The sequence below is a fragment of the Rhodococcus sp. NPDC059234 genome (assembly GCF_042754225.1).
Taxonomy (GTDB): Bacteria; Actinomycetota; Actinomycetes; order Mycobacteriales; family Mycobacteriaceae; genus Rhodococcus_G.
The window spans coordinates 1-22,653 of the sequence record NZ_JBHZAH010000088.1 but is presented as its reverse complement, the minus strand read 5'-3'; the positions used below and the strand labels follow the sequence as shown (position 1 = coordinate 22,653).

Below are 22,653 nucleotides of genomic sequence, written 5' to 3'. Positions count from 1 at the left end.
GAACGGTGCCGGGACGCCCCTGGCCGACGGTCTCCGACGGCTACGCGCTGCCGGGATCCTTGAGCGACTTCGGTGCCGCGAGCACGTCGTTGATCCGGTACTGGCTGGCCGCCGCCGCAGGCGTGTTGTGTTCGACCTTGCCGGCGCGGGCGAGGCCGGACAGGACGGCCACGACGATCGACTCGGCGTCCACGTTGAAGTAGCGCCGCGCCGCGGTCCGGGTGTCGGAGAAGCCGAACCCGTCGGTGCCGAGCGTGGTGTAGTCGCCGGGCACCCACTGCCGGATCTGGTCCGGGACCGCACGCATCCAGTCCGAGGCCGCCACGAACGGGCCCTCGGCACCGGCCAGGGCCGCGGTCACGAACGGCGTCGGGGCCGTGAGGTCGGGGCTGCGCAGCGCGGCCTTCTCGCACTCGACGCCGTCGCGGCGCAGCTCGCCCCACGAGGTCACCGACCACACGTCGGCGGACACGCCCCAGTCGTCGGCCAGCAACTGCTGTGCGCGCAGGCCCTCCGGCATCGCGACGCCCGAGACCAGGATCTGCGCACGCGGCCCGGACCCCTCGGACCTGTTGTAGCGGTAGATGCCCTTGAGCAGGCCCTCGACGTCGAGGTCGGTCGGCTCGGCCGGCTGCTGGTACGGCTCGTTGTAGATGGTCAGGTAGTAGAAGACGTTCTCCCCGCCGAAGCCGTCCACACCGGGCGTGCCGCCGTACATCCGGCGCAGGCCGTCCTTGACGATGTGCGCGATCTCGTAGGAGTACGCCGGGTCGTAGGTGACCGCCGCCGGGTTGGTCGACGCGAGCAGCAGCGAGTGCCCGTCCGCGTGCTGCAGGCCCTCGCCGGTCAGGGTGGTGCGGCCCGCGGTGGCGCCGAGCACGAAGCCGCGGGCCATCTGGTCCGCCGCCGCCCACAGGCCGTCGCCGGTCCGCTGGAAGCCGAACATCGAGTAGAAGATGTACAGCGGGATCATCGGCTCGCCGTGTGTGGCGTACGAGGTGCCGACCGCGGTGAACGAGGCCGTCGACCCCGCCTCGTTGATGCCCTCGTGCAGGATCTGCCCGACCGAGGACTCCTTGTAGGCGAGCATCAGGTCGGCGTCCACCGAGGTGTACAGCTGGCCGTTGCGGTTGTAGATCTTCAGCGACGGGAACCACGAGTCCATACCGAAGGTGCGGGCCTCGTCGGGGATGATCGGCACGATCCGCTTGCCGATCTCCGGGTCGCGCAGCAGCTCCTTGAGGATGCGGACCAACGCCATGGTGGTCGCCACCTCCTGCTTGCCCGACCCCTTGCGCACCGAGTCGTAGGTCTTGTCCTCGGGCAGCGTCAGCGGTGCGACGTCGGTGCGACGCGAGGGCAGGAACCCGCCGAGCGACTTGCGGCGCTGCAGCATGTACTGGATCTCCGGCGCGTCGGGCCCGGGGTGGTAGTACGGCGGCAGGTAGGGGTCCTTCTCCAGTTCGGCGTCGGAGATCGGGATGCGCTGCAGGTCACGGAAGCGCTTGAGGTCGTCGAGGGTGAGCTTCTTCATCTGGTGCGTGGCGTTGCGGCCCTCGAAGTGCTTGCCGAGGGTGTAGCCCTTGATGGTGTGCGCCAGGATCACCGTCGGCTGGCCCTTGTGCGCCATCGCCGCGGCGTAGGCGGCGTAGACCTTGCGGTAGTCGTGGCCGCCGCGCTTGAGGTTCCAGATCTCCTGGTCGGACAGGTCCTTGACCAGTTCCTTGGTGCGCGGGTCGCGGCCGAAGAAGTGCTCGCGCACGAAGCCGCCGTCGTTGGCCTTGTAGGTCTGGTAGTCGCCGTCCGGCGTCTCGTTCATCAGGTTGACGAGCGCGCCGTCCTTGTCGGCGTGCAGCAGCGCGTCCCACTCGCGGCCCCAGACGACCTTGATGACGTTCCAGCCGGCGCCGCGGAAGAACGACTCCAGCTCCTGGATGATCTTGCCGTTGCCGCGGACCGGGCCGTCGAGGCGCTGCAGGTTGCAGTTGACGACGAAGGTGAGGTTGTCCAGACCCTCGGTCGCGGCCACGTGTGCCAGACCCCGCGACTCGGGCTCGTCCATCTCGCCGTCACCGAGGAACGCCCAGACGTGCTGGTCGGAGGTGTCCTTGATGCCGCGGTCGTGCAGGTAGTGGTTGAACCGGGCCTGGTAGATGGCGTTCATCGGGCCCAGACCCATGGAGACGGTCGGGAATTCCCAGAAGTCCGGGAGCAGGCGCGGGTGCGGGTACGACGGCAGTCCGCCGCCCGCGTCCGCGTGGCTGTGCTCCTGGCGGAAGCCGTCCATCTGCGCGGCGGGGATGCGGCCCTCGAGGAAGGCGCGGGCGTAGATGCCGGGGGAGGCGTGACCCTGGATGAAGATCTGGTCGCCGCCGCCGGGGTGGTCCTTGCCGCGGAAGAAGTGGTTGAAGCCCACCTCGTAGAGGGCGGCGGAGGACGCGTAGGTGGAGATGTGGCCGCCGACGCCGACGCCGGGGCGCTGCGCGCGGTGCACCATGATCGCCGCGTTCCAGCGGATCCAGGCGCGGAATCGGCGCTCGACCTCCTCGTCACCGGGGAACCAGGGCTCGTTCTCGGTGGGGATGGTGTTGACGTAGTCGGTGGAGGTGAGCGCGGGGATCGCGACGTTCCGCTCGCCGGCGCGCTCGAGCAGTCGCAGCATCAGGTAGCGGGCGCGGGACGGACCCGAGCGGTGCAGCAGATCGTCGAAACTCTCGATCCATTCGCCGGTCTCGTCCGGATCGATGTCGGGAAGGTAGGAGGCGACGCCCTCACGGATCACGCGTACGCGGCCATCGGCGCTGGGTACGGGATGCGGCGTGGGTTGCGATACCGGGTCCTGGGTGTGCTCGGACAACATTTGCTCCTCATCGCGGTGGACGCTCGGTGCGGCGCCCGATCCAGCCGAGTCGCCAGTGTGACGGCGGCTCGGTTTACAACTTGACGGTGATCTACATCAATCCTGCCAAATCGTTGACGGGACGGCGAAGGCGAGGGTGATTCCCCTGGATCCGAATATTTGTTGGTCTTTTCGGCGCGGTCCGCTTGCGCGAGAGCCGTCGAGCATGTTCGCTTTCACTACTGATCCGCACCGACCGGTGCTGGCCTTGATGTTCGTCAACAAGAGGAGGACACCACCGTGGTCGCCGCGGCCGACGCCCAGAACTACGCCCAGAAACTCGGCATTACCAATGACATGGTCGTTCAGGAACTGGGTTGGGACGAGGACACCGACGATGCTCTGAGGGCATCGGTGGAGGAGACCATCGGCGGGGAACTCCTCGACGAGGACTCCGACGAGGTGATCGACGTGGTCCTGCTGTGGTGGCGGGACGGCGACGGCGACCTGGTCGACGCTCTCATGGACGCCATCGGCCCCCTCGCCGACGAGGGCTTCGTGTGGGTGCTCAGCCCCAAGACCGGTCAGCCGGGACACGTCGAGCCCAGCGAGATCGCCGAGTCCGCGCCGACCGCGGGTCTGACACAGACCTCGGCCGCGAACCTCGGGTCCTGGTCGGGCAGCCGGCTGGTGCAGCCCAAGGCTCGTCCGGCCAAGCGCTGACCGTCCACCCGCAGACCTAGGAGTCGTCGTGCCTCTCGAAGTCGGCGCCGTCGCGCCCGAGTTCACCCTGAAGGACCAGAACAACCAGGAAGTCTCGCTCTCGGACTACCGGGGTAGCAAGAACGTGCTGCTGGTGTTCTACCCGCTAGCGTTCACCGGAACCTGTCAGGGCGAGCTGTGCCGCGTCCGCGACGGTCTGCCGAAGTTCGAGAACGACGACGCCGCCGTGCTCGCGATCTCGGTCGGCCCGCCGCCCACGCACAAGATCTGGGCCGCGGAGCAGGGCTACACCTTCCCGCTGCTGTCGGACTTCTGGCCGCACGGCGCGGTCGCCCAGGCCTACGACGTGTTCAACGACAAGGCCGGCTTCGCCAACCGCGGAACCTTCGTCGTCGACAAGGAGGGCATCATCCGGTTCGCCGAGATGAACGGCCCCGGCGAGGCCCGTGACCAGGCAGCTTGGGAGAACGCGCTCGCCGCGCTAGATTCCTGAGTGCAATTCGGTGGACGATTCGGTCTGCCGGATTTCGGGCGTGTAGCTCAGTGGTAGAGCTCTGGTTTTACACACCAGCGGTCGGGGGTTCGAAACCCTCCGCGCCCACAGATCCCGACACGAGCGGCTTCGGTAATCGCGCGAAACCCCCAGCAGTAGCTGGGGGTTTCGCGCGATTCTGATTGCTGCGACCGATCTTCCGAGGATCTCGCCGAGTCAACCGAGTGCGGAATCACGGTCCCTGTGGAGCTCTCAGCTCACGGGAGCAACCACGTCCTCGCGGGCGTACTCCCGGATCACCGATCGGATTTGTTCCGCGACCTTGTAGATATCGACGACGGATGCGATGTCGTACCGCGCCCCCATCTTGTTGCCATTCTCGAACGTCGTCACGTACTTGACGCTCTTGCCGTTCAGATGCAAGCGGATGATTGGCTTCCGGTTGTTGTCGTCCAACAGAACCGCGAAGTACGTCTTCGCATCCCTGTGGACGATCCGTTCGGGCGCGACCTCAGCGACAGCGATAGCCCTCACGATGTTGAAACCCTCGAGTTCTTCGTCGGTGGTGACGATGTCAGGGTCCGGGGCGCTCACCGAGTCAACCTCTACCGTCACCGCGCCCGCCGGCAACGAAGCCTCAATGCTCCCGGCGTTGGGCAGATCTCCTCCGAGGGCGTTCTCGAGCCGATCATTCACCTGATCGCCGATGTACTGACTGGTCGCTTTGGTCACGAGGGGCCGGAACTGGTCAACGACCTTCTGCGTGGCCTTTCCCGCGTATGCCCGGGAGACGAAGTACCGAATCCAATCGTCGGACGGGGTCTTGATCTCGGATGCCATGATCCTCTTGATCATGCCGATGTACTTGAGCTCCTCGGCTGCGTTGATCACAGAATCAAGGTCGAACGAGTCCTTCGACAGTTTCTGCATCTCGGGTATCAGTGTGCGGTCGATATCGAGGAGATCGAAGACCAGGAAGGGCTTTTCGTCCATCACATTGGGTGCGTCTCCGTCGGTGTACACCTGGTACGCCTGTCCGTTCGTGAGGATTGCGATGCGGGCTGACGTGACGGCGAAGTATCGGAAGAGCTGGGACGCGTGGCGTAGGTTGAGCGGTTCGCCAATCTTTTTGCATTCAACCAACATCCGGACCTCGCCGTTCTTCAGGATGGCGTAGTCGATCTTTTCCCCACGCTTGACTCCGACGTCGGCGACGAACTCCGGCACCACCTCGCTGGGGTCGAAGACGTCGTATCCGAGTACCGATGAGATGAACGGCATGATGAACGCGTTCTTCGTTGCTTCTTCGGTCTCGATGCCGCGTTTCTTGTCCCTGATCTTTCCGGCGAGCGCGTTGATTGCTTCAGCGAAATCCATAGGTGCAGCTCCTGGTTCGACTGGTCGGCTGGTGGGTGAGGTCATGACGACCGCTGACACGAGGTTCGCGCGGTGTTGGAGCCGCGACCTTCTCCCGACATGCAGCGTCGACAAGCCGACTACTTCTAACAGGTTGATTCGACAAATCCTGGACATCAGGAGGTGTTTCCGAATCTCTGACCGAACGAATGACACTGGACCTCTACCCGTAGGCAAGGGCGCGTCAGGCGCTGTCAACGCGTATACGAGCGGGAACGCTACTTCTTCTTTGCCTTCTTGGTCTTCTTCGCCGTCCGAGCGGGCTTGCGTTTCACCGCGTTCTCCTTGGAGGCGGCGGTATTCTCGCGGAGCGCACGCTCGGCCTGGCGCAGGCTGTCCATCAGTTCGGGCGACCGGAGCAGGAAGGTGGACTCCTGCAGGGCGAGGTAGCGGTCGCGAGAGATCAACACCGCATTGGCGTTCTTGCCGGCGATCTCGACCGCGACCGTGTCGTCGTTGACTTGTCGGACCAGTTGGTTCAATCGCTTGCGCGCGGATTTCACGGTTGTTGGCGCCACTGCCGACTCCATTCGCTGAGTAACTGCGTTGCGAATCTTGCCATTCCGGCGCCGATTTCGACTCGGCAACCGTGTGCGAGGTCACAAGCAGAGTTCACCCGGGCTTCACCTGAACCGGCACGCTGCCTCCTACCGTGGAGCTACGGCCCTGCTGGGGCCGTGGCATCGATCGATTGCCTCCGAACGTGCATGACGCCCGTGGGGAGACCAGATGGAATTCCTTGCCGCTCTTGCTCTCGTCGCCGCCGCTCCGGTCGGCGTGCTCGGCGCCTACCTCACGGTGTGCGCGCTGTTTCTCACCGAACTTCGCCGCCGCGACCGTCTCGACCACCACAGATCCGATCCGGGCCCTGCCAGGCGCCCGAGACGCTGACCCGTGGCCGTCGCCGCTACGACTGGTCATCGGGCGTGGACGGCGCCAGGTCGTGCCGCTCCAGGAAGTCCAGCGCCGCGTCGGCCACCTCACGCCAGCCGTGGTCGGCCGCGAGCGAGTGCCCGCGGTCGGGGAAGACCTGATACTCGGTGACCCCGAGGTTGCGACGCTGGATGTTGTACGCCGACTGGACCAGCGGCTCCGGGACCAGCCGGTCCTGCCCGCCGGCGACCATCAGCAGCGGTCCGCGGGCGCTGCGCGTGTCGACCTTCGCGGGACTGCCCGGCGCCACGTTCGCGAGGGCGGCCTGGAACAGCGGCCGGCCCGGCGCGGGAATCGCGAAGTCTGCGAAGATCCGGTCCGACTCGTCGCGGGCGACCGCGTTGGCGAACGTCGCGTGGAAGCTCTCCGGGGTGTGCGACCAGGTCTTCGAACGCAGGCCGGGCCTGCTCACGACCGGCAACACCGACCGGATCTGGGTCGGGGACATCCGCAGCACGCCCTTGAACTGGGCGGGGGCCAGCGCGACGGCGGCTCGGGCGAGTCCGCGGCCCAGCAGTCGCTGCGCGATCAGGCCACCGAACGAGTGGCCGACCACGATCGGGGTGTCGGGCAGCCGCGAGATCAACGCCGCGTAGTGCTCGGTGGCCTCGCCGATGCCCTTCTTGTTCAGTGCGTCCGGGTCCTGTCGGGTCGCCTCGACCGTGGTCGCGTCGCCGGGCCAGCCCGGGGCGATGGCGTCGTAGCCCGCGGCGGTGAACAGGTCCACCCAGTCGCCCCAGCTGATCGGGTGCATCCACAGTCCGTGGACGAAGACGACGGGGACGGTTCGGGACTGCGACACGGGACGGCTCCTCGGGGGACGCGGTGCGGGTGCCGACCGTCGGCATCTGCCGGAAGTCTAGGACCGGCGTCCCGGCGCGACCGGGACGCCGGCGGATAGGCTCGTCGTGTGCGCCTGATCACGATCATCCAGTCCTCGGCTCTGGTCCCGGTGTGGCTGCGCATTCTGCTGCTGCTCGCCGGGGGAGCCAAGGTGTGGGGAGCCGGGATCTACGCGGGATGTCACTTCGGCGGCAAGGACATTCGGATGGGGCTGGGGACGTTCGTCAACCGCGGCGTGCTGTTCGACTGCACCGCCCCGATCACCCTCGGCCGTCAGGTCGCGGTGGGGCACGGTGCGCAGTTCATCACCAGCACCCACGAGATCGGTCCCGCCGACGGTCGCGGCGGCCGGGTCTATCACCGGCCGATCGTGGTCGGCGACGGCTGCTGGATCGGCGCGAGCGCGATCGTGCTGCCCGGCGTCACCATCGGGCCGGGGTGCATCGTCGGCGCGGGCGCCGTCGTCACCAAGGACTGCGAGCCGAACGGCGTCTACGCGGGCAATCCGGCCCGGCGGATACGCGACCTGCCGCTCGACGCGCCCGGCGCGATCAGCGGGGAATCTGCGGCAGCGACTCCGGGCAGCTGATCCCCGCCGCGTACAGGACGAACGTCTCGGCGTCGCCCTCCCGGTAGCCCAGGCTCCGCAGCGCGCTCAGCGCGATGTCGTACCGGTTCCGGCGGGGCAGGGCGAGCTTCTCGCAGACCTGCGCGGTGTGCGCGACGATCCGCTCGTCGGACTTGCCGTCGAGGGTCGGCACCTCCGAGCGCACGTCGGCCAGCAGGTCGAGCTGGGACTCGCTGAGCCCGCGGTCGGGCTCGGGGGAATGGGTGCCCACCATCGCGGCGACCATGATGCCGACACCCACGAGTACGGCGAGAAACTTCGTCACGACTGTCATGGATAGCAGCCGGGACTCCCGCTGCGTAGACCTGAAATCGTGCGGATTCGATGTCTTCCCAGGACGGTCCGAAGAATTCACCGGCAGGTCACCGCCGCGCCGATCGGGTGGTGCCCGGTGTTCGGTCACCCCCTCGACCGGCGAGGGTGCGCCGCAGCACCGGCCGCGCCGCCTGCACGCTCACCAGCACGAGCGAGATCCCGACCGCGAGCGTGACGACGAGCTGGATCATGGCCGCGGGGCTGGTCACGATCGCGGCGCCCACCAACGGGAACAGGAACAGCAACGCGCTGCCCGCGCCGGCGAGCGACATGGCCAGCAACGGCGTCCGCGCTTCGCGAAGCCGGGCCGCGTTCATCACGCTCACCGGTGTGCCGGTCAGCGCGAGGCTGCGGTAGAGCGCACGGTTGTCGAGGACCGCGGACACCTGGGTGAGCGCCGAGGAGATCGCGGCCAGGACGAACGTCGCGCCGAGCGTGAACAGCACGCCTGTCCGCATGTCCGTGAGCAGCTGCTCCTGCCCGGGCTCCGGGTTCGGGCCCGCGTCGCCGATGGCCGCGAGGAGGGAGGTCGCGCCCGCCACGAAGCTCGCCATCGCGACTCCACCCACGTTGCGCCACACGGCCTTCGGGTTGTCGAGCACGCGGCGGGCCGCGATCAGCGAGGCGGCGTCCGATGCTCGGGCGAGCATCACCCGCCCGAGCATCGAGACGACGAACGGTCCGATCAGCGCCACGACGCCGAAGCACATCGCGAGCCCGATCAGGATGACGGTGACGCCGGACGCGGCGCCACCGACGGCGCCCCAGCCGACGACCACGGCGAGGCCGACAGCGGCGATTGCCCATTTCGGCGCGGGCCGCGGGCTGCCTGCCGTCACGCCGAGCGGGCCGACGAAGACCTGCCGCATCCCGAGCATCGAGGTCAGCGCGGCCAGCACGGTCATGCCGACGACGACGCCCAGCAGGGGAAGCGCCCCCACCCACAGTTCGCCCACCGCGAAGGCCCGCCCCTGGAACCGGAGCAGGGCGATCAGCGGCAGGGCGACGAGGTAGCCGACGGCGCCGATCACCGCGCCGGCCAGACCCTGCAGACCCGATTCGGCCGCGCACAGCCCGACGATCTGTCGAGGGGTCGAGCCGAGCAGTCGCAGCGCGGCCAGTCGTTCGTCGCGGCGGCGGGCCCCCAGTCGGGCGGCGGCGAGCCCGAGCGTGACGGCCGGGACGACCACCAGGACCGAGGCGACGCCGGCGAGGGCGCGATACGTCTGGGCCTCGGGTTCGCCGGTGCGACCGGCGAACGCGCCGTAACCGCCGAGCACCGTGAGCAGCAGGGCGGTCGACGCGGCGAACGCGACGACCGGCAGCGCGTAGGTGCTCAGGGTCCTGCGGCCCTCGCCGCGGATGGTGAGCACGGCGACCCGGGCGGTCGCGCTCACGCCGCCACCTCCCGCGCGACCAGGGAACCGGCCTGCATCGTCAGGGTGCGGTCGCACCAGCGGGACACCTCGACGTCGTGCGTGACCACCACCAGTGCGGACCCGATCTCGCGCGCGGACTCGCGTAGCAGGCGCATCACCTCCCAACTGGTCTGCGCGTCGAGCGCGCCGGTCGGCTCGTCCGCGAACAGCACCGCGGGCCGGGTCACCAGGGCACGGGCGATCGCGACGCGTTGGGCCTGGCCGCCCGACATCTGGCCGGGCCGCCGGTCCTCGAGGCCGTCGAGGCCGAGCGGTGCGAACAGGGCGTTCGCCTTGCGCTTCGCCTCGCGGACGGTGGCGCCGCCCAGTATCAGCGGGAGCGCGACGTTCTCGATCGCGGGCAGTTCCGGCAGCAGTTGACCGGACTGGAACACGAACCCGAAGGACTCGCGGCGCAGCCGGCTGCGCTCGTTCTCGCCGAGGGTCTCGATGTGGTGCCCGCGGACCAGGACCGCGCCCTCGTCCGGAGCCACGATCCCCGACAGGCAGTGCAGCAGCGTGGACTTTCCCGAGCCCGACGGTCCCATGATCGCGGTCGCGGTGCCGGCGTGGAAGTCCGCGGTGACCCCGCGCAGCACCGCGGTCGTGCCGTAGGACTTGCCGACGGCGTGCGCGGACAACACCGGGAACTGCGGGCGGGGATTCGGGGTGGGGGAGGTCATGCATCCACTCTCGTGCCGCGTCGTCGCGATGTCGTCGGACCGTCGCGGGATTGTCGCCGGTGCGCGGTCATACCTGGGTATGACCCACGCACCGGCGATTGGTAGACATACCTGCGTGAACTTGCGCGGGTCGGCACGAGCGACCGGAATCCTGATCGGCTTCGCCGCGGACCGGGCCTTCGCCGATCCCGCGCGACTGCATCCCGTGGCCGGCTTCGGACGGGCCGCCGCGGCGCTCGAACGTCGCAGCTACCGCGACGGCCGGGTGGCGGGACTCGTGCACACCGGACTGCTGGTCGCCGCGGTCACCGGCGGGACGGTCCTCGCCGGTCGCGTCGCGGGCCGCCTCGGCTGGGTGGGGGAGAGCGCGGTGGTCGCGGCGGCGACGTGGACCGCGCTCGGCGGGACGTCGCTGAGCCGGGTCGGCGCCGACATGGCCGCCAGGCTCGAACGCGACGACCTCGACGGCGCGCGGGCGCTGGTCCCGTCGCTGTGCGGTCGGGACCCGAGCTCCCTCGACGGCGCCGGAATGGCCAGGGCCACCGTCGAATCCGTCGCGGAGAACACCTCGGACGCGACCGTCGGGCCGCTGTGGTGGGCGGCCGTCGCCGGGGCTCCCGGCGTGCTCGGCTACCGGGCGATCAACACCCTTGACGCGATGATCGGCTACCGCTCGGAGCGGTACCTGCGCTTCGGCTGGGCCGCGGCGCGGATCGACGACCTGGTGAACCTGGCGCCGGCCCGGGCGACCGGACTGCTCGCCGTGGCCGTCGCACCGGTGGTCGGGGGCTCGCCCCGGGCGGCGCTGCGGGCGTGGCGACGCGACGCGGCCAACCATCCGAGCCCCAACGCCGGTGTCGCCGAGGCGTCGATGGCGGGAGCGCTCGGCGTCACGCTGGGCGGGCGCACCGAGTACCCGCACGGCGTCGAGCAGCGGCCCACCCTCGGGGACGGACCCGCCCCCGCGGTCGCGGACCTGCGGCGGGCGGTGCGGCTCTCGTCCGCCGTGCAGATCGGTGCCGCGGTCGGGTCAGCGGCGCTTGCCGTAGCGGTCGGCGAGCTTGGCTTCCGTCGCCGTCATGGTCGTCGGCTCGGCGGAAGCTGAGCGGCGCCGCCGCTGCGGCAACACGACGTCGTCCTCGTCGATCGCGGAGGACGCCTCGGGGGTCGCCGGGACCGCTCCGCCGGTGGCGGGCTCGGTGGCCACCGGGGGAGCGGCGGCGGTGCCGGTTCGGTCGCGGCGGCGCTCCCGGATCTCGGCGCGCACGAAGTACGCCAGTCCGAGCGGCGCCATGATGCCGAACGCCAGCCACTGCAGCCCGTACGACAGGTACGGTCCCGCGTCGAGCTGCGGCAGCGGGATCGCGCCCAGCGAACCGGGCTGGTCGCCCGCGAGCTGCAGGTAGACGTCGACGGGCGTGACCCCGACCGCCCCGCCGATCTGGGCGGGGTTGATGAAGTAGACCTGCGGGTACCCGTTCTCCTGGATCGGGTCCTTGCCTGCGACGGTGCCCTCGGACATCCGCGGGCGGGCGGCGATCGTGACCTCGCCGGTCGGTGCGGGTGCGAACTCCGGGGGTCGGCCGCCCTCGACCGGTCGCACGTACCCGCGGTTGACCAGCACGATCCGGCCGTCGCTCAGCTGCAGCGGGGTGATCACCTCGAAGGCGGGCGCGTCCTCGATGGTCCGCAGCCGGATCAGCACGTCCTTGCCGGGCAGGTAGGTCCCCGTCGCGCTGACCTGGCGCCACTCGTCGTGGGTTGCGAGCGGACCCGACGTCGGCAGGATGGACTCGACCGGCACGGGGGCCGCGGAGACGGAGTCCGCGATCAGCTGGTTGCGCTCCGAGGTGCTGGTGTTCTTGTGGAGCTGCCACGGCGCGAGGAACCAGAAGCACATGAAGGCGAACGCGGCGACCACGACGGCCAACACCAACCAGCCCGGACGCAGCAGAAACTTCAGCCTTCGCACGCATCCACGGTACTTGTCTCGCCGGCCGGCCCCGGCTACCGGTGCTCGCGCACCCACTCCAGCAGGCCGGGGACCGCGGCCTCGATCTGCTCGCGGACCAGCTCGAACTCGTCGGTGCCGCCGTAGTAGGGGTCGGGCACCGAGTCGCCGTCCGCGTCCGGGTCGAAGCTGCGCAGCAGGCGCCGGCGTTCGGTGGGCACCCCGAGGTGGGCGAGGGCGCGGTCGTGGCCGGTGTCCAGCGCGACCACCAGGTCCGCACCCAGGTGGTCGCGGCCGACCTGCGCGGCCCGATGCCCGGTCGGGTAGCCGTGGGCGCGCAGCACCTCGTTGGTGCGTTCGTCCGCCTCGTGCCCGACGTGCCAGTCGCCGGTGCCCGCGCTGCTGACCCGGACCAGGGCGTCCAGGCCGGCATCCCGCAGGCGGCCGAGCAGGATCTTCTCCGCCATCGGGGAGCGGCAGATGTTGCCGGTGCACACGAAGGTGATGTGCAGCGGCACGCCGGTCACGCGGTCAGTGCTCATCGAGTACCCGCCCGAGTTCGTCGACGGTCTCCACGCGCCAGCGTGCGTCGGCGGCCTCCCGGTCGGTGCCGTAACCCCAGTCGACGAACACCGTCGGGATGCCCCAGTGCGCGGCGCCGTGCACGTCGTGCTCGCGGTCACCGACCATCACCACGCCCGTGGTGCCACCGGCCGTCGGCTCGATCCCGAGCCCGCGCAGGGCGTGCTCGATGACGTCGACCTTCGCCCGTCTGCCCGTGCCGCCCTCGCTGGCCCCGGCGATCACCTCGAAGTGCTGCGCCAGCGAGAAGTGCTCGAGGATGCGGTGCGCGAAGCGCTCCGACTTCGACGTCGCGACCGCCAGGCGGGTACCGGTGGCGGTGAGGCCGGTCAGCAGCTCGTCGATCCCGTCGAAGACGGCGTTCTCGGACCATCCGACGGCGTCGTAGCGGTCGAAGTAGGCGTTCAGGGCGGTCTGCGCGGCCGTCTCGTCGAGTCCGAGCGACCGCAGGGTGTCGATCATCGGCGGCCCGACGACCCGGCCCTGCAGGTCGCCCTCGGGCACGGCGACGTCGACCGCGGCGAGGGCGTGCCGGAAGCCGGCGACGATGCCGGGGGCGGAATCGGTGAGGGTCCCGTCGAGATCGAACAGGGTCACCCTGGTGGAGGTGCTGGTGGTCACCGCTCCATCCTGCCCGTTGGCGCGGCGGCGCACGCGCGCGCCATAAACTGCCTCCGTGGACGAGCGGACGGACTTGCGACATCACGGCGACATCGACGCCGAGCCCGGACTGCTCGATTTCGCGGTGAACGTGCGCGGGGACGGCCCACCGGAGTGGCTGGCCGAGCGTCTGCGCGCGGGCATCGCCGCGTTGGGCCGCTATCCGTCGGTCGCCGACGAGGACGCCGCTCGGGACCAGGTCGCCGCGCGGCACAGCCGCCGGCGCGAGGAGGTGCTGCTGCTCTCCGGCGGGGCCGAGGGGTTCGCGATGCTGCCGCGGCTCGGGTCCACCTCCGCGGCGCTGCTGCACCCCTCGTTCACCGAACCCGAGTGGGCGCTGCGCGAGGCGGGTGTCCCGGTGGTCCGGGTGGTCCAGGGCGAGCCCTACCGGCTCGACCCGGCCGCGGTGCCCGAGTCCGCCGACCTGGTGGTGCTCGGCAACCCCACCAACCCGACGTCCGTGCAGCATCCGGCGGCCGACGTGCTGGCGTTGCGCCGGCCCGGACGGATCCTGGTGGTGGACGAGGCCTTCGCCGACGCGGTACCGGGAGAACCCGAGTCGCTGGCCGGGATGTCGCTGCCCGACGTGCTGGTGCTGCGGAGCCTGACCAAGACCTTCGCCCTCGCGGGCCTGCGGTGCGGGTACGTGCTCGGGCCGTCGGAACTGTTGGCGCGGTTGCAGGTCGGGCGGGCGCACTGGCCGCTGGGCAGCCTGCAGGTGGAGGCGATCCGGGCCTGCTGCGAACCCGCCGCCGTCGAGTGGGCCCAGCGCGAGGCGCGGCTGATCGAGGCCGAGCGCGCCGAGATGGTCGAGATGCTGGCCGCCGCGGGCGTGTCCGTGTCCGGTCCGGCGCGCGGCCCCTTCCTCCTGCTGCGGGTGCCGGACGGCGAGCTGGTTCGGAAGAAGCTGCGGGAGAAGGGGATCGCGGTCCGTCGCGGGGACACCTTCCCGGGCCTCGGCCCCGACCACGTGCGGGTCGCGGTGCGCGCGGCGGAACCGGCCCGGCGACTGGTCGCGGCCCTGACGGAGGTGTTGGCATGAGTGTTGTCCTGTCCGAGGTGATCTCGGCCCTGGAGGCGGCCTACCCGCCAGCCCTCGCGGAGAGCTGGGACTCGGTCGGCCTGGTCTGCGGGGACCCCGCCGACCCGGTCACCCGGGTGCTGTTCGCCGTCGACGCCACCGCCGCGGTGGTGGACGAGGCACTCGGCTGGGGCGCGCAGCTGCTGGTCGTGCACCACCCGTTGCTGCTGCGCGGGGTCGACACCGTCGGCGCGCACACCCCGAAGGGGGCGCTGCTGCACCGCCTGATCCGCTCCGGGTGCGCGCTGTACACCGCGCACACCAACGCGGACTCGGCCGACCCTGGGGTGTCCGACGCGCTCGCGCAGGCCCTCGGGCTCACCGTGACCGGGCCGCTGGACCCGGCGCCCTCCGCGCCGCTGGACAAGTGGGTCGTGACGGTCCCGGTCGACGACACCGCGGCGGTGCGGGACGCGTTGTTCGCCGCCGGGGCGGGCGAGGTCGGCGACTACAGCGAGTGCTGCTGGACCGTCGGCGGGACCGGGCAGTTCCTGCCGTCCGCGGCGGCCAACCCCACGCTCGGCGAGGCGGGCCGCCTCGAACAGGTCGACGAGAACCGCGTCGAGGTGGTGGCCCGCCGGTCGCTGCGCCGGCGGGTGCTTGCCGCGCTGCGGGCCGCGCATCCGTACGAGGAACCGGCCTTCGACGTGCTCGAGCTCGCCGACACCGGATCGGCGCGGGGAATCGGCCGGATCGGCCAGCTCGAGCGGCCGGAGTCGTTGCGCGAGTTCACCGCCCGGGTGCGGGGCGTCCTGCCCGAGACCGTGTGGGGCGTGCGCGCGGCGGGCGATCCGGACACCCCGGTGCGCACGGTCGCGGTGTGCGGCGGTTCCGGCGACTCTCTGCTCGGCGCGGCCCGCGCCGCCGGCGTCGACGCGTACGTCACAGCGGACCTGCGGCACCACCCGGCCGACGAGCACCTGCGCGGGGGCGGACCCGTGCTGGTGGACGTCGCGCACTGGGCGAGCGAGTACCCGTGGTGTGCGCAGGCCCGCGGCGTGCTCGACGCGCGGTTCGCCGCGACCGAGGGTTGGGCCACCGCGATCTCCGCCGTGCGGACCGATCCGTGGACGCTGAACGGACGGTAGCGGCGCAAGCGGTTCTGCCACCGTCCGCGGTGGCGGTACGGTATCCACGCCCCCTCACACCCGCCAGACAGCAGGAGAAATGCACGCGTGAACGTCGAACCCCGGATTCAGGCCAAGCTGCTCGACCTCGCCGCGGTCGACACCGAGCTGACGAGGATCGCGCACCGACGCCGCACGCTGCCCGAACAGGGGGAGCTCACGCGTCTCGAGTCCGACCGGGTGGGACGCAAGGACGCCGCCGTCGCCGTGCAGATCGTCCTCGACGACCTGGACCGAGACATCAAGAAGCTCGAGGGTGAGGTCGAGGCCGTCCGCAAGCGCGAGGAGCGCGACCGCAAGCTGCTCGAGTCCGGGACGGTGGCAGCCAAGGCGCTCACCGAACTCGAGCACGAACTCGGCAGCCTCGCGCGCAGGCAGGGTGTGCTCGAGGACGAGCTGCTCGAGGTGATGGAGCGCCGCGAGGCCACCCAGTCCGACTACGACCACGCCGGCGGTCAGCTGAGCCAGATCGACGACGCGATGGTCGACGTCACCCGCCGCCGGGACGACGCGGTCGCCGACCTCGACGCTGCCCAGCAGCGGTGTGAGACCGACCGGGCCGCGCTGGTCGGGGAGTTCCCCGACGACCTGCTGGCCGTGTACGACCGCCAGCGCTCGCAGGGCGGGGTCGGCGCCGCGCTGCTGCAGGCCCGCCGCTGCGGCGCCTGCCGGATCGAGATCGACCGCGGCGAGATCGCCCGTATCGCCGCGACCGCGCCGGAGACGGTCGTCCGCTGTCCCGAGTGCAGCGCAATCATGGTGCGCACCAAGGAGTCCGGTCTGTGACCTCGGGTTCCGGCCCGAACGTCGTCGTCGAGGTGGACGGCGGTTCGCGCGGTAACCCCGGCCCGGCCGGTTACGGCGCCGTCGTCTTCGACGCCGCGGACCGGACGGTGCTGGCCGAGCGCAACGAGAGCATCGGCGTCGCGACCAACAACGTCGCCGAGTACCGCGGGCTGATCGCCGGCCTGACCGCCGCCGCCGAGCTCGGCGCGCGGGCGGTCGCGGTCCGGATGGACTCCAAGCTCGTCGTCGAGCAGATGTCGGGACGCTGGAAGGTCAAGCACCCGGACATGATCCCGCTCGCCCGCCGCGCCGGGGAGCTGGCCGCCGGGTTCGACTCGGTGACCTACACCTGGATTCCGCGGGCGGACAACTCGCACGCGGACCGGTTGGCGAACGAGGCGATGGACGGACTCGCACCCACCGACCTGGCCCGGACCGCGCCGGTGGCCGCCGCCCCCGCGCCGCCCGCGTCGACGCCGGCGGCGAAGTCCGCGCCGGGCTGGACCGGCGCGCTGGGCAAACCGACCCGACTGCTGCTGCTGCGGCACGGCCAGACCGAGCTGTCGGTGGAGCGTCGCTACTCCGGCCGCGGCAACCCGCAGCTGACCGAGGTCGGACTCGGCCAGGCGCGTTCGGCCGCCGCCCGGCTCGCCGCACGAGGCCGGATCGCGGCCGTGGTGTCCTCCCCGCTCGGTCGGGCCCGGCAGACCGCCGAGGCGGCGGGCTCGGCGCTGGGACTGCCGGTGCACGTGCACGAGGGCCTGACGGAGACCGACTTCGGGCAGTGGGAGGGCCTGACCTTCGCGGAGGCCTCCGCGCACGACCCGGACCTGCACCGCCGGTGGCTCTCGGACACCTCGTTGCGACCGCCCGGCGGCGAGAGCTTCGACGAGGTGCGCGGCCGTGTCGAGGGTGTGCGCGACGACCTCACGCGCGACTACCCGGGCCAGAACGTGCTGATCGTCTCGCACGTCACGCCGATCAAGACGCTGCTCCAGCTGGCACTCGACGTCGGACCGTCGCTGCTGTACCGGCTGCACCTCGATCTCGCGTCGCTGTCGATCGCGGAGTTCTATCCCGACGGCGGCGCGTCGGTGCGGCTGGTCAACGACACCTCGCACCTGTAACGCGGCTCCGCCTCGACAACCGCGCTGGTGGAACCTGGGGACGTCCCGGTGAACCGGCGGACGTCGCGTGGCCGCCTGGAATACTGGGTGTGTGGTCAGGGCGCGCGGGGCCATGGCACGGCGGTTCACGAGAGGTCGTCGTTCGCCGGCGGTCGTCGGTGCGGCCGCGATGTCGGTCGTGCTCGTCGCCTGCGCGGGTCCAGCCGAGAGTTCGGATGGTCCGGGTTCCTCGACCGCGGCCCCCGGCGATTCCGGGCGAGTGGTGATCGTCGGCGACCGCGGTATCTACCTGGAGTGTCGTGGGACCGGATCCCCGACGGTGGTACTCGTGTCCGGCACCGGGGGCGCGTCGGACGAGTGGACCGACGCAGTCGACCCCGCCGACCCCGGGGCCGGCCCGGAGCCGAGCGGTGCGGCGGTGCTTCCCACCGTCGCCTCGTTCACCCGGGTGTGCGCATACGACCGTCCCGGCACCACCCGGGACGACGGCACGCCGAGCCCTTCCACCCCGGTGCCACAGCCCACGACGGCGCAGGCGGGCGTGAGCGACCTGCGAGCGGTGCTCGCCGCGGCCGGCGAGCGCGCGCCGTACGTGCTGGTCGGAGCCTCGTGGGGCGCGATGATCGTCGCTCTGTTCGCGCGTACCGACTTCCCGCAGGTTTCCGGTCTGGTCACCGTCGACGGTGCTTCCGAGTTCCTGCGCGGCACTCTGACGTCGGATCAGTGGTCCGATTGGATGCACAAGATCGGCGAGATGGATCCGACGAAGGGGCTCGAGGTGCCCGATTACGAAACCAGCGTCGACGAGATCCGGGCCGCGCCCCCGATGCCGCATCTGCTGCCTGCTGCCGTGCTCACCTCCGACAAGCCGTGGGACCTCCGGGTCGGAAGCAGCGGCTCGACGTGGCCGGCGTGGCTGGCGGCCCAGGACCGACTGGCCGACGAACTGCACGCGCGGCACATCACCGACACCGGCAGCGGGCACGGTGTCAATGTTGAGCAGCCTCGAGTGGTTTCGAATGCCGTACGCGAGGTGGTCGACCGCGCGCGGGGCTAGTTCGCGGCACATTTCTTAGCGGGAGTAACATCTCCCGGGTGAACTCGCTGCTGACCAGTCGACGGTACGTCGACAACTGTCTGCAGTCGAGCGCCGTCTGTACGCGCTGACCCGGCCGATTCTCGCCGGACGTTCCCTCGTCAGCCATTCCTCGCGCACCCACGCTCGGTCGAGCGTGCCTCGTGCTGCGCGCCCGAAGTGAAAGGCCCGCATCCATGTCGGCCCCCACCCCTGCCGCTCGTCGGCGCCTGCCCGCCTGGGCTACCTCGTTCGGCACCCAGATCGTCGTCGGTCTGATCGCCGGCGTCCTGATCGGACTGCTCGCCCGGTCCATGCCCAAGGCGGACGACGGCAACCCGAACTGGCTCGTCGGCACCATCACCACCATCGGTTCGAGCTACGTCGCGCTGCTGACGGTCGCGGTCATCCCGCTGGTGTTCACGGCGATCGTCAGTTCCATCGCGAACCTGCGGCAGGTCGCGAACGCCGCCCGCCTCGCGGTGCAGACCCTGCTCTGGTTCGCGATCACCGCGTTCGTCGCCGTGCTCATCGGCATTGTCGTCGGCCTGATCGTGCATCCGGGCGCGAACACCACCGTCGACGCCGGGACCGCCGCGGTGCCCAAGAGCACCGGATCCTGGTGGGCGTTCCTCACCGGACTCGTGCCGCAGAACTTCCTGGCGCTCGGGGCGAAGACCACGATCACTAATGGTGTTGCGAGCACCGCACTGAGCTTCAACGTCCTGCAGCTGCTGGTCATCGCCATCGCGATCGGCGTCGCTGCGCTGAAGGTGGGGGAGAAGGCCGAGCCGTTCCTGGCGTTCAACGCCGCCCTGCTCGCGATCGTGCAGAAGGTGCTGTGGTGGATCATCCGCCTCGCGCCGATCGGCACCGCAGCGCTGATCGCCAAGGCCGTCGCGACGTACGGCTGGGACGCCATCGGTCAGCTCGGCTGGTTCACCGCGGCCGTCTACATCGGCCTGGCGCTGGTCTTCTTCGTCGTCTACCCGATTCTCATTCGAGCGCACGGGCTTTCGGTGCGGCGGTTCTTCTCCGGGGTGTGGCCGGCGACCCAGCTGGGCTTCGTCACGCGCTCCTCGATCGGCACCCTCCCGCTGACCGAGCGGGTCACCGAACGCAACCTCGGCGTGCCGCGGGAGTACGCGTCGTTCGCGGTGCCGCTCGGCGCGACCACCAAGATGGACGGGTGCGCCGCGATCTACCCGGCCATCGCCGCGATCTTCGTCGCCCAGTTCTACGGCCTCGACCTGAGCCTGACCGACTACCTGCTCATCGTGGTGGTCTCGGTGATCGGGTCCGCGGCCACCGCAGGCACCACCGGCGCCACCGTGATGCTGACGCTGACGCTGTCCACGCTCGGTCTGCCGCTGGCCGGCGTCGGTCTGCTGCTCGCGGTCGAGCCGATCCTCGACATGGGCCGCACCGCGGTCAACGTCACCGGCCAGGCGCTGGTGCCGACCATCGTCGCCAAGCGGGAGGGGATCCTGGATGAGGGCCTCTACAACGCGCCCCGCAACGGCGACCCGTTCGCGGACGAGGATCGCGACGAGACGGCGAAGCCCGCAACGTCGGAGGAGCCCGCAACCGCGGCAGAGCCGGAGCGGGTGCCTGCGAACGCCTAGTCGCCTTCGGCGCCGTGCGCGATTCTCGCCCTCATCGGGGTGAAATCGCGCACGGGCGGCGAAGGCGCTACAGCACCAGCCACAGCGCGCAGACCGCGCCGACCAGCGTCAGCGGGACCGTGACCAGGCCCAACCGGGTGAAGGTGCCGATCTCTGCGGGCTGGCCGGCGCGGGCTACGACCCGCCGCCACAGCATGGTCGCCAGCGACCCGGTGTAGGTCAGGTTCGGGCCGAGGTTCACTCCAACCAGCATCGCGAGCATCAGGCCGACGGGTACGTGGCCCGAAGCTCCACCCGTGAGGGCTGCGATCATCAGCAGGGTGGCGGGCAGGTTGTTGACGAGGTTCGCGGCCACCGCCGCCACGACTGCCACGACAAGCAGCGCGCCGAGGGAATCGTCGGTGGGAAGCAGGCCGGACAGCCAGTGGCCGACCGCGCCCTCGGTGAGCGGGGCAACCACAACGCCCAACGCCAGCACGAACAGCAGGAAGAACGGATCCGCCGCGGCCAGCAGGCTGCGTGGCCGGGTCCGGCCCTCCCTCAGCGCCGGGAACGCGAGCAGCGCGGCCCCCGCGACCGCGCACCAAACCGGCGCCACGCCGAGAACGCCGGACAGCCCGAAGCCTGCCAGGGTCGACGCCAGCACTGCCAGAGCCCAGCGCGGCGCGGGCATCGGTCGCGCCGTGGTCGGCGGTGTGGGAGTGGTGGCCGCGCCGCGCAGTTCGCGGGCGAAGAAGAGGCGAGCCACCGCGATCTCCAGCCCGATCGCGACGATCCATGGCAACGCCATCAACGCGGTGAAGTGTGCGAAGCCCAGTCCGGTGGCCGAAAATGCAAGCAGATTGGTCAGATTGGAGACCGGCATCAGGGTGGACGCCGAATTGGCCAGGTGCGCCGATGCGTAACTCGCTGGGCGTGCGGACACCCCCATCGACGTGGCAGTGGCCAGCACCGCGGGGGTGAGCAACACGACGGTCGCGTCGAGGCTCAGCGCCGCAGTGGTGACCGCGCATGCGGCGAACACCAGCGCGAGCAGCCGGGTCGGACTGCCCCTCGCGCCCGTCCGTAGCAGCGAGGCCGTCCAGCGGAACACCCCGCACGCGTCGGCGAGGTGGGCTAGCACCAGGATGGCCGCGAGGAAGGCGACCGTCGGCCCGAGCGAGCGGAGTTGGTCGACGGCCTGGGACGGGGAGAGTGCACCCACGGCCAGCACGACTACGGCCGCGGGCGCCGCGACCACTACCTCGGGCAGTCCGTGCGGTCGCGCGATGGCGGCGGCGAGCACCAACGTGACCAGGACGGCCACCACGACGATCACAGAGCGAGCATCGCAGTCGGCGAGATCAGATCAGCTTGCGCAGGGTGCGCAGGTTCCGATTGGTGGTGCTGGCCTTGTACTTCGCCTTGCCGGTGCTCTTGCCGAACGGACTGTCGAGGGTCTGGCCGCGTTCGACGTGCCAGTACAGCACCCCGTCACCCATCTGGATGCGTTCGCCGGGGGCGAGCTCGAGTGTCGCGGCGTTCGCGTACATGTCGTCGAGGGCGGCCGGGTCCGAGGAGAGCAGCACGTACGGATGCCAGCCCTCGCGGTCGGCCTCGAACGGGAAGTCGTCCACGATGCGCGCCAGGGTCGGCTGGTCGAGCAGCACGATCCACGCCTCGTAGCCGAACCTCTCGCGCAGACCCGCCTCGATGTCGGACTTGATGTGCGCGAAATCGGTTCTGTCCGTGTCGAACAGGACGTTGCCGGACGCGAGCACGGTCTTGACGTTCGTGAAGCCCAGACCGGTGATCGCCGCCTTCAGATCGACCATCTTGATGTTGATGCCACCGACGTTGACACCCCGCAACAACGCAACGTAACGAGCCATGCGCAGAGCTTATCGGTGACCCAGTAGTCTGGACCGGCGGACGAGTTGGTTGGGCGGCCGCGGCGAGGGGAACCGCGCGCACGAGCGTGCAGGCCTCGCGCCGAGGAAAGTCCGGACTCCACAGAGCAGGGCGGTTGCTAACGGCAACCCGGGGTGACCCGCGGGACAGTGCCACAGAAAACAGACCGCCGGCGCGCAAGCGTCGGTGAGGGTGAAACGGTGCGGTAAGAGCGCACCAGCACCCCAGGTGACTGGGGTGGCTAGGTAAACCCCGCCCGGAGCAAGGTCGAAGGCCGCACCTTTTCGGAGGTGCGGCTGCGCAGGTGTTCGAGGGCTGCTCGCCCGAGCCTGCGGGTGGACCGCTCGAGGTACCCGGCGACGGTGTACCCAGATGGATGGTCGCCGCCCGGCGCAGCACGCGCCGGGAACAGGATCCGGCTTACATACCAACTCGTCCGCCCCCACCCGCTCGTCGGG

General features: G+C 70.3%; 23 protein-coding genes, 1 tRNA gene and 1 other RNA gene. 13 read left to right on the top strand and 12 right to left on the bottom strand.

Annotated elements, in window-relative coordinates; genetic code table 11:
• Window positions 1-40: 40 nt before the first annotated feature.
• On the bottom strand, window positions 41-2,860 hold the full coding sequence (gene aceE / locus ACFXGJ_RS17755) for a pyruvate dehydrogenase (acetyl-transferring), homodimeric type (protein WP_378622531.1): 2,820 nt from the start codon (window positions 2,858-2,860) through the stop codon (window positions 41-43).
• Window positions 2,861-3,139: 279 nt separating this feature from the next.
• Between aceE and ACFXGJ_RS17750 the strand changes: the two genes are divergently transcribed.
• The 3 genes from ACFXGJ_RS17750 (at window position 3,140) to ACFXGJ_RS17740 (ending at window position 4,163) form a co-directional block, all read left to right on the top strand.
• On the top strand, window positions 3,140-3,562 hold the full coding sequence (locus ACFXGJ_RS17750) for a DUF3052 domain-containing protein (protein WP_378408772.1): 423 nt from the start codon (window positions 3,140-3,142) through the stop codon (window positions 3,560-3,562).
• A gap of 28 nt (window positions 3,563-3,590) precedes the next feature.
• On the top strand, window positions 3,591-4,055 hold the full coding sequence (locus ACFXGJ_RS17745; RefSeq protein WP_378622527.1) for a peroxiredoxin: 465 nt from the start codon (window positions 3,591-3,593) through the stop codon (window positions 4,053-4,055).
• Between the two features lie 36 nt (window positions 4,056-4,091).
• Window positions 4,092-4,163 (top strand) — tRNA-Val (locus ACFXGJ_RS17740).
• Between the two features lie 144 nt (window positions 4,164-4,307).
• Here ACFXGJ_RS17740 and ACFXGJ_RS17735 read toward each other — a convergent pair.
• Both ACFXGJ_RS17735 and ACFXGJ_RS17730 read right to left on the bottom strand, forming a co-directional pair.
• A complete protein-coding gene (locus tag ACFXGJ_RS17735) occupies window positions 4,308-5,432 on the bottom strand; it encodes a type I restriction endonuclease (RefSeq protein ID WP_378622525.1) in 1,125 nt (374 codons plus the stop codon).
• Window positions 5,433-5,689: 257 nt separating this feature from the next.
• Complete coding sequence (locus ACFXGJ_RS17730) at window positions 5,690-5,989, bottom strand: type II toxin-antitoxin system Phd/YefM family antitoxin (protein ID WP_378622523.1); 300 nt, start codon at window positions 5,987-5,989, stop codon at window positions 5,690-5,692.
• 211 nt (window positions 5,990-6,200) lie between these two features.
• On the opposite strand from ACFXGJ_RS17730, the gene ACFXGJ_RS17725 reads away from it, so the two are divergent.
• Window positions 6,201-6,362, top strand: a complete 162-nt coding sequence (locus ACFXGJ_RS17725) for a hypothetical protein (RefSeq protein WP_378622521.1) — start codon at window positions 6,201-6,203, stop codon at window positions 6,360-6,362.
• 16 nt (window positions 6,363-6,378) lie between these two features.
• Here the strand turns inward: ACFXGJ_RS17725 and ACFXGJ_RS17720 are convergent, their stop codons facing one another.
• Window positions 6,379-7,206 carry an alpha/beta hydrolase gene (locus ACFXGJ_RS17720; protein WP_378622519.1) on the bottom strand — a complete coding sequence of 276 codons (828 nt, stop codon included), beginning with the start codon at window positions 7,204-7,206 and terminating at the stop codon, window positions 6,379-6,381.
• Between the two features lie 108 nt (window positions 7,207-7,314).
• Here ACFXGJ_RS17720 and ACFXGJ_RS17715 point away from each other — a divergent pair, with 108 nt between their 5' ends.
• Window positions 7,315-7,836 carry an acyltransferase gene (locus tag ACFXGJ_RS17715; protein WP_378622516.1) on the top strand — a complete coding sequence of 174 codons (522 nt, stop codon included), beginning with the start codon at window positions 7,315-7,317 and terminating at the stop codon, window positions 7,834-7,836.
• Here ACFXGJ_RS17715 and ACFXGJ_RS17710 read toward each other — a convergent pair.
• The 3 genes from ACFXGJ_RS17710 to ACFXGJ_RS17700 all read right to left on the bottom strand — a co-directional run bounded on the left by ACFXGJ_RS17710 (window position 7,799) and on the right by ACFXGJ_RS17700 (window position 10,291).
• Window positions 7,799-8,140 (bottom strand): hypothetical protein, encoded by a 342-nt coding sequence (locus ACFXGJ_RS17710; protein ID WP_378622514.1) that lies wholly within the window; start codon window positions 8,138-8,140, stop codon window positions 7,799-7,801. The two genes, ACFXGJ_RS17715 and ACFXGJ_RS17710, sit on opposite strands and share 38 nt — an antisense overlap.
• Before the next feature lie 97 nt (window positions 8,141-8,237).
• Entirely contained in the window at window positions 8,238-9,587 is a 1,350-nt protein-coding gene (locus ACFXGJ_RS17705) for an FtsX-like permease family protein (protein ID WP_378622511.1), read from the bottom strand.
• Window positions 9,584-10,291, bottom strand: a complete 708-nt coding sequence (locus ACFXGJ_RS17700; RefSeq protein ID WP_378622508.1) for an ABC transporter ATP-binding protein — start codon at window positions 10,289-10,291, stop codon at window positions 9,584-9,586. The genes ACFXGJ_RS17705 and ACFXGJ_RS17700 overlap by 4 nt, the downstream gene beginning before the upstream one ends.
• A 115-nt stretch (window positions 10,292-10,406) precedes the next feature.
• Between ACFXGJ_RS17700 and ACFXGJ_RS17695 the strand changes: the two genes are divergently transcribed.
• Window positions 10,407-11,396, top strand: coding sequence for a cobalamin biosynthesis protein (locus tag ACFXGJ_RS17695; protein ID WP_378622505.1), 990 nt, complete (start codon window positions 10,407-10,409; stop codon window positions 11,394-11,396).
• Here the strand turns inward: ACFXGJ_RS17695 and ACFXGJ_RS17690 are convergent.
• The 3 genes from ACFXGJ_RS17690 to ACFXGJ_RS17680 are packed head-to-tail and all read right to left on the bottom strand — an operon-like array spanning window position 11,322 to window position 13,445.
• The gene (locus tag ACFXGJ_RS17690) at window positions 11,322-12,263 is read right to left on the bottom strand and encodes an SURF1 family protein (protein WP_378622503.1); all 942 of its coding nucleotides are present in this window, start codon (window positions 12,261-12,263) and stop codon (window positions 11,322-11,324) included. The genes ACFXGJ_RS17695 and ACFXGJ_RS17690 overlap by 75 nt on opposite strands.
• Window positions 12,264-12,298: 35 nt before the next feature.
• Window positions 12,299-12,784: a low molecular weight protein-tyrosine-phosphatase gene (locus tag ACFXGJ_RS17685; RefSeq protein WP_378622501.1), complete on the bottom strand. Its 486-nt coding sequence runs from the start codon at window positions 12,782-12,784 to the stop codon at window positions 12,299-12,301.
• A complete protein-coding gene (locus ACFXGJ_RS17680) occupies window positions 12,774-13,445 on the bottom strand; it encodes an HAD hydrolase-like protein (RefSeq protein ID WP_378622498.1) in 672 nt (223 codons plus the stop codon). Before ACFXGJ_RS17680 ends, ACFXGJ_RS17685 begins: the two co-directional genes overlap by 11 nt.
• Before the next feature lie 55 nt (window positions 13,446-13,500).
• Between ACFXGJ_RS17680 and cobC the strand changes: the two genes are divergently transcribed.
• From cobC to ACFXGJ_RS17650, 6 genes are all read left to right on the top strand, one after another.
• On the top strand, window positions 13,501-14,526 hold the full coding sequence (cobC, locus tag ACFXGJ_RS17675; protein WP_378622495.1) for an Rv2231c family pyridoxal phosphate-dependent protein CobC: 1,026 nt from the start codon (window positions 13,501-13,503) through the stop codon (window positions 14,524-14,526).
• The gene (locus tag ACFXGJ_RS17670) at window positions 14,523-15,653 is read left to right on the top strand and encodes a Nif3-like dinuclear metal center hexameric protein (protein WP_378622492.1); all 1,131 of its coding nucleotides are present in this window, start codon (window positions 14,523-14,525) and stop codon (window positions 15,651-15,653) included. Before cobC ends, ACFXGJ_RS17670 begins: the two co-directional genes overlap by 4 nt.
• A gap of 87 nt (window positions 15,654-15,740) precedes the next feature.
• Window positions 15,741-16,478 carry a zinc ribbon domain-containing protein gene (locus ACFXGJ_RS17665; RefSeq protein WP_378622490.1) on the top strand — a complete coding sequence of 246 codons (738 nt, stop codon included), beginning with the start codon at window positions 15,741-15,743 and terminating at the stop codon, window positions 16,476-16,478.
• A complete protein-coding gene (locus ACFXGJ_RS17660; RefSeq protein WP_378622487.1) occupies window positions 16,475-17,605 on the top strand; it encodes a bifunctional RNase H/acid phosphatase in 1,131 nt (376 codons plus the stop codon). The genes ACFXGJ_RS17665 and ACFXGJ_RS17660 overlap by 4 nt, the downstream gene beginning before the upstream one ends.
• Window positions 17,606-17,717: 112 nt before the next feature.
• A complete protein-coding gene (locus ACFXGJ_RS17655) occupies window positions 17,718-18,662 on the top strand; it encodes an alpha/beta fold hydrolase (RefSeq protein ID WP_378622485.1) in 945 nt (314 codons plus the stop codon).
• A gap of 215 nt (window positions 18,663-18,877) precedes the next feature.
• Complete coding sequence (locus ACFXGJ_RS17650) at window positions 18,878-20,305, top strand: dicarboxylate/amino acid:cation symporter (protein ID WP_378622482.1); 1,428 nt, start codon at window positions 18,878-18,880, stop codon at window positions 20,303-20,305.
• Between the two features lie 67 nt (window positions 20,306-20,372).
• On the opposite strand, the gene ACFXGJ_RS17645 is transcribed toward ACFXGJ_RS17650, so the two are convergent.
• Together ACFXGJ_RS17645 and ACFXGJ_RS17640 are read right to left on the bottom strand one after the other, a co-directional pair.
• Window positions 20,373-21,623 (bottom strand): SLC13 family permease, encoded by a 1,251-nt coding sequence (locus ACFXGJ_RS17645; protein ID WP_378622479.1) that lies wholly within the window; start codon window positions 21,621-21,623, stop codon window positions 20,373-20,375.
• 25 nt (window positions 21,624-21,648) lie between these two features.
• A complete protein-coding gene (locus ACFXGJ_RS17640; RefSeq protein ID WP_378622477.1) occupies window positions 21,649-22,176 on the bottom strand; it encodes a DUF1697 domain-containing protein in 528 nt (175 codons plus the stop codon).
• A 41-nt stretch (window positions 22,177-22,217) separates the two neighbouring features.
• On the opposite strand from ACFXGJ_RS17640, the gene rnpB reads away from it, so the two are divergent.
• Window positions 22,218-22,634: RNase P RNA component class A (gene rnpB, locus ACFXGJ_RS17635), an RNA gene on the top strand.
• Window positions 22,635-22,653 lie beyond the last annotated feature (19 nt).

Coding starts and splice junctions, on each gene's coding strand:
- aceE (WP_378622531.1), bottom strand. CDS start 2,860: ATGTTGTCCGAGCACACCCAGGACCCGGTATCGCAACCCACGCCGCAT.
- ACFXGJ_RS17735 (WP_378622525.1), bottom strand. CDS start 5,432: ATGGATTTCGCTGAAGCAATCAACGCGCTCGCCGGAAAGATCAGGGAC.
- ACFXGJ_RS17725 (WP_378622521.1), top strand. CDS start 6,201: ATGGAATTCCTTGCCGCTCTTGCTCTCGTCGCCGCCGCTCCGGTCGGC.
- ACFXGJ_RS17700 (WP_378622508.1), bottom strand. CDS start 10,291: ATGACCTCCCCCACCCCGAATCCCCGCCCGCAGTTCCCGGTGTTGTCC.
- ACFXGJ_RS17685 (WP_378622501.1), bottom strand. CDS start 12,784: ATGAGCACTGACCGCGTGACCGGCGTGCCGCTGCACATCACCTTCGTG.
- ACFXGJ_RS17670 (WP_378622492.1), top strand. CDS start 14,523: ATGAGTGTTGTCCTGTCCGAGGTGATCTCGGCCCTGGAGGCGGCCTAC.
- ACFXGJ_RS17655 (WP_378622485.1), top strand. CDS start 17,718: ATGGCACGGCGGTTCACGAGAGGTCGTCGTTCGCCGGCGGTCGTCGGT.
- ACFXGJ_RS17650 (WP_378622482.1), top strand. CDS start 18,878: ATGTCGGCCCCCACCCCTGCCGCTCGTCGGCGCCTGCCCGCCTGGGCT.
- ACFXGJ_RS17640 (WP_378622477.1), bottom strand. CDS start 22,176: ATGGCTCGTTACGTTGCGTTGTTGCGGGGTGTCAACGTCGGTGGCATC.